The organism is Nitratireductor sp. GZWM139 (assembly GCF_030068685.1).
In the GTDB taxonomy this organism is placed as follows: domain Bacteria; phylum Pseudomonadota; class Alphaproteobacteria; order Rhizobiales; family Rhizobiaceae; genus Nitratireductor; species Nitratireductor aquimarinus.
In genome coordinates this window covers 18,189-33,924 of record NZ_JAMQML010000003.1, presented here as the reverse complement: position 1 = coordinate 33,924, position 15,736 = coordinate 18,189, and the positions used below count along the sequence as shown (strand labels likewise).

The window sequence follows — 15,736 nt, the reverse complement described above, 5'->3', positions numbered from 1 at the left end:
GTGCTTTTCTAGACTGGGTCCGTGGCGGATGATGACGCGGGCCAGCGATGGACCGACGTCCTGTCACCAGGAGCGGCCCGACCCAACACCGGGCCGCTTGACTGGCGTATGATGAGCTCCATCGGGATGGAACTCTGGCCCTTAAGGGCCGGCAGATCGGACGACGCATCGCGCGCGCCGCCTTGGTCGATCTGGGAAATGAGGTCGGCAATGGCGATCTCGGCAATGCGCTCCATATCCATGCGCATGGTGGTGAGGCTCGGCGCGATGACGCCGGCCCAGATGAGATCGTCAAAACCGGTGACGCTGACATCGTCGGGAATGGAGACGCCGCCCTGCTGCAGCTCGGTGATGGCGCGCAGGGCATGAAGATCGGACACGGCGGCGAAGGCCGTAACGCCCTCCTCCACCAGACCCACAAGACCGAGCGGGCAGCCGGAACCATGGCTGCGTTCCATTTCGCCGATCCAGATCAGGCGGGCTTCGCCCTTGCCGGCGAAGGCTTCGCGAATGCCGGCAATGCGGTCGTTCTGAACGTTGGAATCGGAATGAAGGCCGATGATCGCCACGGAGCGGTGGCCGAGCTCCAGCAGGTGCCGGCCCATTTCGAGGCCGCCATTGCGGTGATCTGCGGCGACCGTGTTGCCCGGCGTGGAAGGGGAATCGATGACCGCAACGGGACGGCCAATATCGGCAATGCAGGTGCCGTGGCGCGGGACGACGACGATGCCATCCGCGCCGCGCTCGATCAGCCGGTTGATGGCGCGGGACTGGGCTTCGATATCGCCGCGACTGTCGCCGATGAGAACGCCATAGCCGGCCTCGGAGGCGGCGTGCTCGATGGCCTGCGCAAACTGGGGAAAGAGCGGGTGACCGATATCGGCCAGAACGAGGCCGAGCACATGGCTGCGCCCGGTGCTCAGCGCCCGGCCTGCAAGGCTGGGCACATAGCCCAGCTCCTTTGCCTTTTCGCGGATCGCCCGGCCGAGCTCCTTCGACACGCGGCCCTTTCCGGACATCGCGTTTGAAACGGTCGCAACCGATACGCCAAGAGCTTTGGCAATATCGGATAGATTGGCGCGAGAAGCCATCAAAGCCCGATTCAAATGAAGGTTAAGCGTTTAAGCATTATGCCCGGCAAGAACCATCATGTCGAATCGGATTTTGAAAATCCCCAGAAATAGCAGTCAGGACATATCAGTATCATGACCGCTATGGCGATCAGGCGGACGCCGTGACCGCCCTCGCCTCGCCGACCTGCGCTCCCTCCTGCCCGGCGGACCGGGCAGGAAGCGGCGCCTGAAAGCGCTTGAGGCGCAGGGCATTGCCCAGCACGAAGACACTGGAGAGCGCCATCGCACCGGCAGCGAGCATGGGCGACAGGAGCGTGCCCGTGGCCGGATATAGCACGCCGGCAGCAACCGGAATGAGACTCACATTGTAGGCGAAGGCCCAGAACAGGTTCTGCCTGATGTTGGTCATGGTCGCCTGCGAGAGGCCGATTGCATTGGCAACACCGGTCACATCGCCCGCCATGAGAACCACGTCGGCGCTTTCGATGGCGACATCCGTTCCGGTGCCGATGGCGATGCCGACATCGGCTTCTGCCAGTGCAGGAGCATCGTTGATGCCGTCACCGACGAAGGAGACCGGACCTGCCAGACTGCGCAGGCGCTTGAGCGCCTCGACCTTGCCCTCGGGAAGAACCTCCGCCTCGACCCGGTCGATGCCCAGCTTTGCGGCAATGGCTTCGGCGGTGTGGCGGTTGTCGCCGGTGATCATGGCCACTTCGAGCCCCAGCGCATGCAGTGCAGCGATGGCGCGCGGCGTCGATTCCTTGACCGGATCGGCAACGGCGACCACGGCGGCAAGCCGACCATCGACCGCCGCATAAAGCGGCGTCTTGGCGTCGGTTGCGAGCCTGTCGGCATCGGCGGATGCGCTGCCGATCTCGACACCCTGCTGGCGCATGTAGCGGTCCGCACCGATGTGGAGTTTGCGACCGTCAACGGTGGCTGCGATGCCGAAGCCCGGAACCGCATCGAACGCGGCGACCGGCTTGAGGGTGAGCCCTTCGGCGCGTGCGGCCTCGACAATGGCTTCTGCCACCGGGTGTTCGGACATGGCTTCCGCCGATGCTACGAGCGAAAGGATATCGGCGCGCTCGAACCCATTCTGCATCACGAAATCGGTGAGTGCGGGGCGACCGAGCGTCAGCGTGCCGGTCTTGTCGAAGGCGACGACACTTGTGTTGCGCAGGCTCTGCAGCGCCTCGCCATTGCGGAACAGAACGCCGAGCTGTGCAGCGCGGCCGGTGCCGACCATGATGGAGGTGGGCGTGGCGAGCCCCATGGCGCACGGGCAGGCGATGATGAGCACCGCGACCGCATTGACCAGCGCGAAGGCGAATGCGGGATCGGGACCGAACACCATCCACACGACGAAGGTGAGTGCTGCGGCAAGCATCACGGCCGGCACGAACCAGGCCGTGACCCGGTCGACCACCGCCTGAATGGGCAGCTTGGCCCCTTGCGCGTTTTCAACCATGCGGATGATCTGCGCCAGCACCGTGTCGGAGCCGACCTTGGTGGCGCGGTAGACGAAGCTGCCGGTCTTGTTGATCGTTCCGCCGATCACCTCGTCGCCTTCGGCCTTGGAGACAGGCACCGGCTCGCCGGAGATCATGGCTTCATCGACATAGGAAGAACCGCTTTCGACCAGACCGTCGACCGGCACCTTGTCGCCGGGGCGCACCTGAAGCCGGTCGCCCACAACCACGTCCTCAAGCGGCACCTCGACAAAGGCATCGTCGCGGAGAACGCGCGCGCTTTTGGCGCGCAGACCCATCAGCCGCTTGATGGCTTCGCCGGTGCGGCCCTTGGCGCGCGCCTCCAGAAGCCGGCCGAGCAGGATGAGCGTGACGATGACGGCGGACGCCTCGAAATAGACGTTGACCGTGCCGGACGGGAGAACGCCGGGCGCGAAAGTCGCCACGACCGAATAGGCCCAGGCAGCGGTGGAACCGAGCATGACAAGCGAGTTCATGTCCGGCGCAAAGCGCATCAGCGCCGGGAAGCCCTTGCGATAAAAGCGCAGGCCCGGCCCGAACTGCACGATGGTCGCCAGCACGAAATAGAGGAGGTAAAGCGTCTTGCGGTCGGCGATCCCCATCAGCCAGGCATGCATGCCCGGTATGAAATGGCTGCCCATCTCGAGAATGAAGATCGGAAGGGTGAAGATTGCAGCCAGCGTGAAATCGCGCTTGAGCGAACGAAACTCGGCGGCCTTTGCCTCCTCATGCGCATCACGGGCGGCAGCGCCATCGGAACGGGCAACCGGCGTGTAACCGGACTTGCGGATCGCCTCTTCAACGCCGCGGCGCGCTTCATCGTTCAGAAGTTCGACGGATGCGCTTTCGGTGGCGAGGTTCACCGCGACCTTTGAAACGCCGGGCACGGCGGCAATCGCCTGCTCCACACGCCGCACGCAGGATGCGCAGGTCATGCCCTCGATGCCGATATCGAGATGGCTCTCCGGCACGCCATAGCCGGCACGTTCCACCGCACTGACGATGCTGGAAAAATCAACGCCGGGATGCACCGCCACATCGGCCGTCTCGGTCGCCAGATTGACCGAGGCGCTTTCAACGCCATCGACGGCGGCAATCGCCTTCTCCGCGCGTTTGACGCAGGAAGCGCAGCTCAGCCCCTCGATGCGGAAGCGTTTTACATTGGCCGAAGACGTGCCGGCAGGAAGGGTATTCATCGCTTTCACCCTGAATGACTATTGTTCAGGATTGCGCTTCTAAACCTTCCAGTCAATGGAAGGTCAAGTGAGAATATCACTGCATCGTTTTGGAGCCGGAAAAGGCGCTCAGGAGCAGGCGCAGATACTGCACTTCCGGATGGTTCGGCAGCCGCCTGTCGATCTCGGCAAGCTGACGGCGCGCCGCATATTCGATATCGGCATGAGGCGGGAGGCTCAAAAGCCACTCCATGAAAGCGCGCTGCTGCGCGGGGATCGACCCCGCGCGCAACAGCTTCATTCTGGTTGCGTCATACGCCATCAATCAGTCCCAGCTCAGCGCGCCGCCGTTCTGATATTCGATGACGCGGGTCTCGAAGAAGTTCTTCTCCTTCTTCAGGTCCATCGCCTCGCTCATCCACGGGAACGGGTTTTCGGTTTCGGCGAAGACCGGAGCCAGACCGAGCTGGGCGCAGCGGCGGTTTGCGATGAAGTGCATGTACTGCTCGCACAGCGCCGCGTTGAGACCGAGAAAGCCGCGCGGCATCGTATCCCGCCCGTAGGATGCTTCCAGTTCGGCGGCATGCACGATCATGCCCCGCACCTCGTCCTGAAAGGCGGGCGTCCAAAGATGCGGGTTCTCGATGCGGATCTGGTTGATGACGTCGATGCCGAAGTTCAGATGGATCGATTCATCGCGCAGGATGTATTGATACTGCTCGGCGACGCCGACCATCTTGTTGCGGCGGCCAAGCGACAGGATCTGTGCGAAGCCGGTGTAGAACCACATGCCCTCGAAGATGACGTAGAAGGCCACGAGGTCACGCAGGAACGCCTGATCGGCCTCCGGCGTGCCGGTCCTGAATTCGGGATCGTCCAGATGCTGCGTGAAGTCGAGCGCCCATGCCGCCTTGTCGGTGATGGAGGGCACTTCGCGATACATGTTGAACAGCTCGCCCTCGTCCAGCGACAGGCTTTCCACGATGTACTGGAAAGTGTGCGTGTGGATCGCCTCCTCGAAGGCCTGACGCAGCAGATATTGCCGGCATTCGGGATTGGTGAGGTGCCGGTAGATCGCCAGAACGATGTTGTTGGCGACAAGGGATTCGGAGGCGGCGAAGAAACCGAGATTGCGCTTGATCATGCGCCGCTCGTCTTCGGTCAGGCCATCGCGCGACTTCCAGAGCGCAATGTCGGCCTGCATGGAGACCTCGGTGGGCATCCAGTGATTGTTGCAGCCGGCGAGATATTTCTCCCAGGCCCAGCGATATTTGAGCGGCAGGAGCTGGTTGACGTCGGCACGGGCGTTGATCATGCGCTTGTCATCCACCGAGACGCGGGCCGCCCCGCGCTCGATCTCGCCGAGGCCCGTGGCGTCGGCCTCGTCAGCGGCAGGATTTGCGGCAGCGGCGGGCCGCGATTGTTCGTTCCAGTTCAGCATTTTTTTGTCTTCCGATTGGGTTTGCATCCAGCGCCCCCCCCCTCGTCCTTCGACAGGCTCAGGATGAGGGGGGGGCTCAGGATGAAGGGGGCTCAGGCTCACGATGAGGGTTGGGGCGCGGAGCGGGAGATGCGAAGGCCGGGCTACTGGCAGGCTTCGCACTCGGGGTCGTCGATGGCGCAGGCCCTGCCCCATGCGGCGTTCGGATCGATGGCGATGGGCGCGGCGGAAACGCTCGTGGCGGAGACGGCGTTGAGTTTGCCGTCGGTTCCCTTGAGCGTGGATTTCTCCACATGGGTGGCCGAGCGCGAGCGCAGGTAATAGGTCGTCTTCAGGCCCTTACGCCACGCCAGCCGGTAGAGTTCATCCAGCTTCTTTCCGCTCGGATTGGCGATGTAGAGATTGAGCGACTGGGCCTGATCGATCCATTTCTGGCGGCGCGAGGCGGCCTCGATCAGCCAGGCGGGTGCGATCTCGAACGCGGTCGCATAGAGCGCCTTCAGATCATCCGGCACGCGGTCGATCTGACCGACGGACCCATCGAAATATTTGAGGTCCGACATCATGACCTCATCCCACAGGCCGCGCTCTTTCAGATCGTGGATCAGCGCCGCGTTCACCACGGTGAAATCGCCCGACATGTTCGATTTGACGAACAGATTCTGGTAGGCGGGCTCGATGGACTGGGACACGCCGCAGATATTGGAAATGGTGGCGGTGGGCGCGATGGCCATGCAGTTGGAATTGCGCATGCCGGTTTTCTTCACCCGCTTGCGCAGGCTCTCCCAGTCAAGCGTTGCCGCACTATCCATCTCAACGCCCGGTCGCGCTTCTTCCAGAAGCCGGATGGAATCGATCGGCAGAACGCCCTTCGACCAGAGCGAACCGTCGAAGCTGGCATAGCGCCCGCGCTCGGCGGCAAGTTCCACCGAAGCCGCAATCGCATGATAGCCGATTGCCTCCATGCTCATATCGGCAAAGGCGACCGCCTGTTCACTCTGATAGGGAATGCGCAGCTTTTGCAGGGCATCCTGAAAGCCCATCAGGCCGAGACCGACCGGGCGATGGCGCAGATTGGAATGGCGCGCCTCGGGAATGGTGTAGAAATTGATGTCGATGACATTGTCGAGCATGCGCATGGCGGTGCCGACCGTGCGCGCCAGCCGCGCCAGATCGAGCGCGCCATCGGCAATGTGATTGACGAGGTTCACCGAACCCAGATTGCAGACGGCCACCTCGTCCCTGGACGTATTGAGCGTGATTTCCGTGCACAGATTGGACGAATGAACGACACCCACATGGCCCTGCGGCGAACGGATGTTGCACGGGTCCTTGAAGGTGATCCAGGGATGGCCGGTCTCGAACAGCATGGTGAGCATGCGCCGCCACAGATCGACCGCGCGCACGGTCTTGAAGACACGCAGTTCACCGGCTTCCGCCTTTGCCTCATAGGCCTCGTAGGCAGCGCGAAACGCCTTGCCATAAAGGTCGTGCAGGTCGGGCGTCTCGTCAGGCGAAAACAGCGTCCACGAACCGTCCGCCTCGACGCGTTCCATGAACAGGTCGGGCACCCAGTTGGCCGTGTTCATGTCGTGCGTGCGGCGGCGGTCATCGCCCGTGTTCTTGCGCAGATCGAGGAACTCCTCGATGTCGATGTGCCAGCTCTCCAGATAGGCGCAGACGGCGCCCTTGCGCTTGCCGCCCTGATTGACGGCGATGGCCGTGTCATTGGCGACCTTGAGGAACGGCACGACGCCCTGGCTCTCGCCATTGGTGCCCTTGATATGCGCGCCGAGACCGCGCACCGGCGTCCAGTCATTGCCGAGACCGCCGGAATATTTGGCAAGCAGCGCATTGTCCTTCACCGCCTTGAAGATGCCGTCGAGATCGTCAGCCACCGTGGTGAGGAAGCAGGAAGAAAGCTGCGGGCGCAGCGTGCCGGAATTGAACAGGGTGGGCGTGGAGGCCATGAAGTCGAAGGACGACAGAAGGTCATAGAACTCGATGGCGCGCGCCTCACGGTCGATCTCGCGCACGGCAAGCCCCATGGCGACACGCATGAAGAACGCCTGCGGCAACTCGAACCGAATGCCCCCGGCATGCAGGAAATAGCGGTCGTAGAGCGTCTGGAGGCCAAGGAACTGGAAGTTCAGATCACGCTCGGGCCTGAGCGCCGCGCCAAGGCGCGCCAGATCGAAACGGGCAAGCTCGGGGTCGATGAGCTCGCTTGCAATGCCGCTCGCGATAAAGTCAGGGAAATAGCTTGCATAGCGCTCCGCCATTTCGGCCTGCGTCGCCTGCTCGGACCTGCCGGCCACAAAGGTAAGCGCCTCGCGCCGCAATTTGTCGAGCAGAAGACGCGCGGAGACGAACGCATAGTCAGGCTCCTGCTCCACCAGCGTGCGGGCGGCAAGGATGGGCGCAAGCGACAGCTCGTCCTGACGGATGCCGTCATAGAGATTGCGGCGGGTTTCCGTGAGGATCGGTTCGGCGGAAACGGTCTTGAGGCCGGCACAGGCTTCTTCGACGATTGCGGCAAGCCGCGCCTCGTCCAGCGGAACCAGCGTTCCGTCATCCGCCGTCATCTGCAGGGCGGATTGCGGGGCTTCCACACTGGCCGTCCCGGCGGCGCGTTCGCGGGCGCGCTCCTCGCGATAGAGCACATAGGCGCGGGCAACCCGATGATGCTCGCCGCGCATGAGGGCGAGTTCCACCTGATCCTGAATTTCCTCGATGTGGAACAGACGGTCGGCATCGGCCCGGCGCGTGAGCGCGGACACGATCTGTACGGCAAGCTCCTCGACAATTTCATGGACACGGCGCGAGCCAGCGGCGGTGGAACCCTCAACCGCCAGAAACGCCTTGGTCAGCGCCACCGCGATCTTGGCGGGATCGAACGGCGTGACGCCGCCACTACGGCGGATGACGCGGTAACCCGGTTCAGACGATGCGGTTTCGGTGTTTGCAGTGGAATGCGGAACCGTGGCGGTTCCATTGGTGTTTTGTGCTTCAGTCGCCGGCATGTAGACCCCCGTGGCGGTTGGACGGGGGCGCGGAGACATGCGGCGCGACGGCATTGCCGTGGCGACACACGCACCACCGGGACACCCCGCCCGTGGACGTTTATTTCGTCATGGCAGGTCTCCTGGCTCGCAGGTCATCACCGCTTTCCGGCCTTCCCGATGCGCTGGGGCATCAGTGACACAGAGTGAAAGCGGCTCGCTGCTTACAGTTGCGGGGGCAGCGCCGGCCTTGCCCAGAGGCGCACCGGCTTCCCTTTTCACTTCCGATCCCACGAGGAATCGAAAGAACCATAACCCCTACAGTTGGTATCTTCTGGATATATGAAGTCAATATATTGTTTCCGGGGAAAGCAGAAACAAACTGCTGGATTATTCGCAACGCCGCTTTGGGCATGGCTCTACGGCGCGCGTGTGATCTCCTCCAGAACGGAAAAAATCCGTTCATCGTCGCATTGAGCAACGTTGAAACGCAGGAACCCGCAGGCGGAGCCTGACAGGCTGAAGGCGTTTCCTGGCGCGAGCACCACGTCCCTCTCAAGCGCATGGCGGGCAAGCGTGGCCGCATCCAGCCCGTCGGTCACTGCCGCCATCATTCTGTGCGTGGCAGGCGCCAGATTTTCCGCCGGGCGCTCAGGCGCGCCGGCGGCAGTTGGTCAAGATCTCAGGCGAAACTCGACGTCTTGAGGAATTCGGCAAGGCGTTCGGTCTGCGGCTTCAGGAACATCACCTTCGGATCCCCCTCCTCGCCGATTACCCCCTGATTCATGAAGATGACGCGGGAGGAAACCTCGAAAGCGAAGCGCATTTCGTGGGTGACCAGAAGCATGCTCATGCCATCGGCAGCCAGATCCTTGATCACCTGAAGCACTTCGCCCACCAGTTCGGGATCAAGCGCAGACGTTACCTCATCAAAGAGCATGAGGCGCGGGTTCATGGCGATGGCGCGGGCGATGGCCACGCGCTGCTGCTGACCGCCGGACAGCTGGCCGGGGTAGTGATCCGCGCGCTGGCCGAGACCGACGCGCTCGAGCCATTTCTCCGCGACGCTGCGCGCCTCGTCGCGCGCCATCTTCTTCACCTTGATCAGGCCGAGCATGACATTGGATGCTGCGGTCATGTGCGGGAACAGGTTGAACTGCTGGAAGGCCATGCCCGTCAGCGCGCGCTGGCGGGCGATTTCCTTCTCGCTCTTGCGAACGCGCACGCCGTTGCGCTCTTCATAGCCGATGGGTTCACCATCGATGAGGATGCGGCCGGCCAGGAAATAGAACTCCAGGCTCATGAAATTGCGGGAGATGATCTCCTGCGTGCGGAGCAGAAGCTCGGCCACGCCGATGACGGACAGAAGCGTGGACGCCTTGACCATCTCCGCAGCCGTGTTCACCCAGGTGGGCAGCATCTGGCGCAGCGCCTGCGGCCACAGAACCGAAGTGAAGGTCTGGCTGAAGGTGAGGCCGATGGCCTTGGCCGCTTCTGTCTGCCCGGCCGGAATGGCCTGCAGCGCGCCGCGCACGATTTCACCCACATGCGAGGAACAGAAGACCGCCAGCGCAAACACACCCGCCTGAAACGCGTTCAGCTCAATGCCGATCGTGGACAGGATGTAGAAGCTGGCGAGCACCAGAACGAGCACGGGCGTGCCACGAATGAAATCCGTATAGGCGCGCACGACAAAACGCAGCGGCCTGTTTCCATAGGTCAGCGCAAGCCCGACCATAACGCCCAGCACGGAGCCCAGGGCGATGGCCAGAAGCGAGATTGAAACGGTCAGGCCAAGGCCGCGCAGGATCACGAAACGGGCAAGCCAGACCTGATCGAGAAATGCGAGAAACTCGTTCATCGGCTCACCTCGAAATCACAAGACGGCGCTCGACCATGCGCATAAGCGCGGCCAGCACCGTGCAGGTGGCGACATAGAGACAGGAAGCGACGATCCAGGTCTCGACCACACGGAAGGTTTCGACATTGATCTTGCGCGCCTCGAAGGTGAGTTCCGGCACCGCGATGGCTGCGGCCAGAGACGTATCCTTGAAAAGCGAGATCAGCGTGGATGAAAGCGACGGCAGCACGTTTCTGAACATCAGCGGTATGACGATGGAGGTGCGGATCTGCATCGGCGTCAGACCGATGGCGAGGCCCGCCTCCTTCAGACCGTTGGGGATGGACAGAAGGCCCGCGCGAAACACCTCCGCCAGATAGGCGCCGGAATAGATGGCGAGCGTTGCCACGAAGCTTTCGATCTTGCCCAGACGGACACCCATCTGCGGCAGCGCGAAATAGGAAAACAGGATCAGAACGAGAATCGGCAGATTGCGGATCACCGTGACGTAAAGCGCTGCCGGACGGCGCGCCCAGCCGCTTTTGGAGATGAGGCCAAAGGCGGTTACGAGGCCGATGACGGCGCCGATCAGGATCGCGCCAATCGCCAGTTCAAGGCTGAGCAGCAGCCCCCAGAGAAGCTGATCGAAGCTGCGCCAGACGGCGGAAAAATTGAGTGTATAGCCCATATCGGGTCCCAGCCATGCAGGAAGGCCGGCGGATGACGCACCCGGTCACCCGCCGCCCTCATGCAGATGCGATGCTTACTTGTATTCGACCGGGAAGCCGATCTGCGGCGGCTGCAGATCCTTGCCGAACCAGGTCTTGAAGGAGTCCGCATAGAAGTTGAACTCAACGCCCGTCATCGCCTCATGCAGGGCGGTGTTGACGAAGTTGAGCCAGTCCTGGTCGCCGCGCGCGACGGCGCAGGAATAGGACTGCGGGTTCCAGCCATAACCGGCATCGCGGTAACGGTCGGGGTTCTGCGTCATGTACCAGGCAAGCGACGACTGGTCGGTGGCGACGGCGTCAGAGCGGCCGGATTCCAGCGCCTGATAGATGAGATCGACGGACTCATACTGGTCGACGCTCGCCTCGGGCAGCGCCGCGTGCACCATGTCTTCCGCGTAGACATTCTGAAGAACGGACACGGTGACGGAAGAACCGGCCTCCTTGAGCGCCTCGTAATCCGCATAATCACCATCGGCCTTCAGCATGAGGCCGACGCCCTCGCGGTAATACGGGATGGTGAAGGCGACCTGCTGGGCGCGCTCACCGGTGACGGTCATGAACTGGCAGGTGACATCGACCTTGCCGGTGGTGATGTTCGGAATGCGCGCATCCGAGGACTGCGTCACATATTCGATCTTGTCGGGATCACCGAACAGCGACTTGGCGATGATGCGGCCCATGTCGACATCGAAGCCCTGAAGCTTGTCGTCGACGCTCTTGAAGTGCCAGGGCGCGTTGGTGCTGCCGGTGCCAAGAACGAGGTGACCGCGTTCCAGAACCTCGTCGAGCTTGCTCTTGTCCTGCGCGACCGCCGGTGCGGCCGCGACCATCATTGCGGTGGTGAGCAGAAGCGCATGTGCGCGAAACGGAATAGCCATGCTGAGTTCCCCTTTCCCAAATTTGTCAGTTCCACTATTATGGACATATATCCATATTAGTGGACTTCCACATCAAGCCGTATAGCCGGCTTGTTGTCAAGGAATGCCGTCAGCGCTTTTTTGAAACTGCACAGGCCCGGGCAATGCGGAAAACCCGCATGCCAGCGGGCGCCGCGCACAGACATGTGGCGGCGTCTGACACCTCGCGAAATGGCGCTGTCTTACGCCAGGCGGTCGGTGGCGGTGCGCACCCAGTCGAGGCGCTTTTCCGGGATCAGGCCGTAATTGTAGAAATTCACACCATCAGCACCGGCGGCGATGGCGGCCTGCGCCCGCTCGGCAAGGTCGTCGCCGTTTTCCATCTCCGGGTAGAAGACGCGCAGCCCGACGCCCAGGAATTTTTCTGGTCCGACGATGCCACGCGCTTTTTCGAATAGCGCACTCACGGCCTGCGGCTCCATGCAGTAGCAGCAGAGGATCACGCCATCGCAGGCCCCTGCCGCTTCTTCAAGTTCGACCCCGCCCAGCCATCCGTCGGCAAGGTCGATCAGGACCACCTTTGTTTCAGGATGTGCGGCCTCACGGATCTCGGCAATCAGCGACGTGACCGGCTCGCTGCGCCAGGCGAGGTAGGCGCGCAGGTCTTCATGAGCGTTGAACGCATCGAGGCCCGCTTCCGGGAAATCCGGGAACTGCTTTTCCGGAATTTCACGCGCGCACATTTCTGCGATGAAGCGGCCAACCGTCTCGCGCGCGCCCTTTGCATTGACGCCAGCCGCCCCGGCACGCGCCATGCAATGGTCGCAGAAGCAGAGCGACAGGAGGAAATCATCCTCCGCATTGAGGCCGACGCCGTCCTTCTCGTGGTGATATTCGTGCGCGAAGCCCATGAAGTTGGGGCTTTCAAGCTCGATCATGTCCGGCCGGTAGCGAGTGCTTACATCCTGAACGAGCGTCGTGACATAGGCGCGGGCAGCAGGGCTGGACGGGCAGAGATTGTAATAGTTCGGATTGCCGAACGCGTTGCGGGTGACGTGGTCTGGATGCTCCATGCCCAGACGCGTGTTGTGCAGGCAGACGGTCCAGCAGGAGACTTTCATGCCGGTCTGTGCGCGCGCGTCTGTGAGCGCCTTCAGCATGTCGCCACGCTCGGCAACATTGCGCGCCTTTAGCGGCTTGATCTCCCGGTCCGCCCAGAGCGCTTCGTCCGGCTCGAAATAGACCGTTCCATCCTCGGGAAAATAGGCTTTCTGATGCGGGCTGCGCGGCTGGAGAAAGCGACCGGCGTGATAGGACGTGGCGAGGCTGACCGTGTTGAGCCCGGCGCGGTCGCGCAGATCGGCGACAAGCCGCTCCAGCCCCTGATCCTGAACATCCCAGGGGTAAGTCCACATCGACAGATGCATGGCGGGCACTCCTTTGAAATCAAACATTATCGGGCCGCCGGGGGGCGGCGGAATTGGTTAGAGAACGCGACCGGGACGCGCGCCCGTCTCGCGGCCATCCTCGATGACCATGCCCCCATTGACGAACAGGTGGCTGACACCGGAGGGCAGTTGCGATGAATCGTCGAAGGTCGCGCGGTCTGTGATGCTCTCCTCGAAAAGCACGACATCGCCGGCCATGCCGGGGCGCAGAAGCCCGCGATCCGTGAGCGAAAAGCGCTGCGCGGCCATGGACGTCATGCGGCGCACGGCATCTTCCAGCGAGAACCAGTTCTGGTCGCGGACAAGCGGTCCGGCGATGCGCGGAAAGGTGCCGAAGGCGCGCGGATGCGGCTTGGAGCCCGGTCGCGGAAGCCCATCGGACCCGGCCATGTAGAGGCGGTTGCAACAGGCGGCGTGCAAATCTTCTTCGGCAAGCTGGAACAGGATGATGCCGGTCTGCCCGTCATCTTCTTCTATGAAGCGCAGCATGAGATCGAACGGATCGACAGCCAGTTTCGCTGCCGCGGCCTGCATGTCGAGCCCTTCAAGATGCTTGAGCGCATCAACGCCCACGGCGGAGAGACGAACATTCTCCCAGCCGATGAGCGACACCTTGCTCTGGCCGGGGAATTCCGGGCCACCCTCATTGACCCAGCGACGCAGGAGCGCCTGCTGGGCGGGATCGGCCAGACGCCGGCGCAGCCCGGCAAGCCCGCCTTCCATGACAGCGGCGGGCAGGAGCTGGAGTATCCATGTGCTGCCGGCGGGATAGGGGTACATGTCGAAGCTGACATCGATGCCGTCCCGGCGCATCGTCTCCAGAAGCGCGATGGCATCGGGAATGCGGCCCCAATTGGGACGGCCGGCAGACTGAAGATGCGAGAGCAGGCCTGCTGCACCTGACGCACCAAGCACACGCCCGAACTCCTCGGTAGCGTCGATCAGCCCTGCCTCGTAGGAACGGATATGCGCGGCGAGCACCCGACCGTGACGCCCGACGACACGCCCGAGCGCAATCAGCTCCGCCTCGTCGGCAAAGGCGCTTGGCGGATAGACAAGGCCGAGCGACAGGCCTGCGGCGCCCTGCGCAAGCTGGGCTTCCAGAAGGTCGCACATGGCCTGCGTTTCTTCCGGCGTAGCCGGGCGGTCGTCATGCCCCATGACGGCAAGGCGAAGTGCGGCATGCCCTACGAGCGACACGAGATTGAGCGCGATGCCAGCGCCCTCTGCCCCGCACAGTGCGTGACGGTAGCCATCGAGATCGGCGAAGATTTCTTCATGCGCCGTTTCGCCGAGAAGGCCGGAAAAGTGCCGGCGCAGATCCTCGTGGGATCCGGGCGTGGCGGGATACAGCGAGAAAGAACAGTTTCCGACAACAATGCTGGTGACGCCCTGAAACGCCTTTTCCGGACGCCCGCGCTCGCGCAGGAAGATCAGGTCATCATGACAATGCGCATCGATGAAGCCGGGTGCGGCGTAGCGCTCTTCGGCATCCACCACATGCGCGCCGGAAACGGGCAGATCGCGCCCGATGCGGGCGATGCGCCCGCCGGATAAGAGAATATCGCCGCGATACCAGGGCGCACCGGTTCCATCGATGATGCGCGCCCCGCGGATGAGCGTGTCGGTCATTCAGGTCCTCTCAGGCTTCAATCGGCTCGGCCACTTGTATCAGGCAATCGCCGGACTGGCTGTCGCAATGAAGGCGATGCGAGATGACGATGCCACCCTCGGCGAAGTGCAGTGCTTCCTCGGGTGCGTCGATGCGTTCAAGATCGTGATACCAGCCGGCGAGATCGCCAGCGGCAACGCGGTCGCCCAGACGGGCGGCGGGCTCGAACCAGCCGCGCCGGGTGGCGTAGATGCCCTGACTGTGGCGCGACAGCGAAAGGAGCTGGAGCGGCGGAGCCTTGTCATCAAGCGCGGCGGAGAGCACCGGTGCGGACACGATGCCCAGCGCAACAAGCAGGCGATCGATTGCGCCCGCCGTGAAAGCCATGCTGTCGGGCGTGACCGTGCCGCCGCCACCAAACTCGCCGGAAAGACCGATTGCGCCAGCGCGGCCGACAGCGCCCATCGAGGTCGGCGCTGTCGGCCCATTGTCGGCGATGAAGGCGTGGGCGGCACCCATCTGGCGCATGAGATCAAGCGTGCGCTCGAAGCGCGCCGGCTCCGCCTGACGCTCGATCAGCGTGCAGGGCAGATGCGCCATGGAGGTTCCACCCGAATGAAGGTCGAGCACCACATCGTGGCGCGGGAACAGCTCATGTTCCAGAAAATGGGCGATGCGCTCGGTCGGCGTTCCGGCAGGGTTGCCGGGAAAGGCGCGGTTGAGATTTCCGCCATCAAAGGGGGAGCAGCGGCGGGCCGCCATGACTGCCGGCTGGTTGATGATCGGCAGGACCGTGACCGTTCCGCTGATGTCGAGCGTCTTCAGGCGGCGCATGAGCCGGGCAAGCTGAAGTTCGCCCTCATACTCGTCGCCGTGATTGCCCGCCATCAAAAGGAGGCTCGGCCCCTCGCCATTGCGGACCCGCAGCCAGGGGATGCGGATCTGGTAATAGGGCGACCGGTCCACCGAATAGGGAATTGCCAGGAAGCCGGACTGAACGCCCCCGGCCTCGAAATCAATGGAATGAACAATGCCCGTATGCATGGCAGAACTCCGGTCGC

At 62.9% G+C, this 15,736-nt stretch carries 10 protein-coding genes, 3 pseudogenes and 1 riboswitch; all 13 genes and pseudogenes read right to left on the bottom strand.

All coding sequences use genetic code 11. The annotated features are described in order from the left end of the window. Positions 1–8: 8 nt before the first annotated feature. The 13 genes and pseudogenes from NDI72_RS04290 to NDI72_RS04230 all read right to left on the bottom strand — a co-directional run bounded on the left by NDI72_RS04290 (position 9) and on the right by NDI72_RS04230 (position 15,719). Complete coding sequence (locus NDI72_RS04290; protein ID WP_206544283.1) at positions 9–1,091, bottom strand: LacI family DNA-binding transcriptional regulator; 1,083 nt, start codon at positions 1,089–1,091, stop codon at positions 9–11. A 130-nt stretch (positions 1,092–1,221) separates the two neighbouring features. Then, positions 1,222–3,765: a heavy metal translocating P-type ATPase gene (locus tag NDI72_RS04285; RefSeq protein ID WP_283799753.1), complete on the bottom strand. Its 2,544-nt coding sequence runs from the start codon at positions 3,763–3,765 to the stop codon at positions 1,222–1,224. A 76-nt stretch (positions 3,766–3,841) separates the two neighbouring features. After that, entirely contained in the window at positions 3,842–4,066 is a 225-nt protein-coding gene (locus NDI72_RS04280; protein ID WP_283799752.1) for a hypothetical protein, read from the bottom strand. Positions 4,067–4,069: 3 nt separating this feature from the next. Then, positions 4,070–5,185, bottom strand: coding sequence for a ribonucleotide-diphosphate reductase subunit beta (locus tag NDI72_RS04275; protein ID WP_283799751.1), 1,116 nt, complete (start codon positions 5,183–5,185; stop codon positions 4,070–4,072). Between the two features lie 143 nt (positions 5,186–5,328). Further along, on the bottom strand, positions 5,329–8,208 hold the full coding sequence (locus tag NDI72_RS04270) for a ribonucleoside-diphosphate reductase subunit alpha (RefSeq protein ID WP_283799750.1): 2,880 nt from the start codon (positions 8,206–8,208) through the stop codon (positions 5,329–5,331). 95 nt (positions 8,209–8,303) lie between these two features. After that, positions 8,304–8,516: riboswitch (cobalamin riboswitch) on the bottom strand. 90 nt (positions 8,517–8,606) lie between these two features. After that, positions 8,607–8,783: pseudogene (locus NDI72_RS04265) on the bottom strand (PLP-dependent aminotransferase family protein); the annotation flags it as partial. Positions 8,784–8,869: 86 nt separating this feature from the next. After that, positions 8,870–9,472: pseudogene (locus tag NDI72_RS04260) on the bottom strand (amino acid ABC transporter ATP-binding protein); the annotation flags it as partial. Beyond that, a pseudogene (locus NDI72_RS04255) lies at positions 9,461–10,048 on the bottom strand (amino acid ABC transporter permease); the annotation flags it as partial. The pseudogenes NDI72_RS04260 and NDI72_RS04255, both read right to left, overlap by 12 nt. Positions 10,049–10,052: 4 nt before the next feature. After that, the gene (locus NDI72_RS04250) at positions 10,053–10,715 is read right to left on the bottom strand and encodes an amino acid ABC transporter permease (protein ID WP_025031477.1); all 663 of its coding nucleotides are present in this window, start codon (positions 10,713–10,715) and stop codon (positions 10,053–10,055) included. A 75-nt stretch (positions 10,716–10,790) separates the two neighbouring features. Continuing rightward, positions 10,791–11,591: a transporter substrate-binding protein gene (locus NDI72_RS04245; protein ID WP_371685972.1), complete on the bottom strand. Its 801-nt coding sequence runs from the start codon at positions 11,589–11,591 to the stop codon at positions 10,791–10,793. Between the two features lie 266 nt (positions 11,592–11,857). Beyond that, positions 11,858–13,042 carry a glycoside hydrolase family protein gene (locus NDI72_RS04240; RefSeq protein ID WP_283799747.1) on the bottom strand — a complete coding sequence of 395 codons (1,185 nt, stop codon included), beginning with the start codon at positions 13,040–13,042 and terminating at the stop codon, positions 11,858–11,860. A 57-nt stretch (positions 13,043–13,099) separates the two neighbouring features. Beyond that, the gene (locus NDI72_RS04235; protein WP_283799746.1) at positions 13,100–14,695 is read right to left on the bottom strand and encodes an N-acyl-D-amino-acid deacylase family protein; all 1,596 of its coding nucleotides are present in this window, start codon (positions 14,693–14,695) and stop codon (positions 13,100–13,102) included. Between the two features lie 10 nt (positions 14,696–14,705). Continuing rightward, positions 14,706–15,719: a succinylglutamate desuccinylase/aspartoacylase family protein gene (locus NDI72_RS04230; protein ID WP_283799745.1), complete on the bottom strand. Its 1,014-nt coding sequence runs from the start codon at positions 15,717–15,719 to the stop codon at positions 14,706–14,708. Between the last annotated feature and the right edge of the window lie 17 nt (positions 15,720–15,736).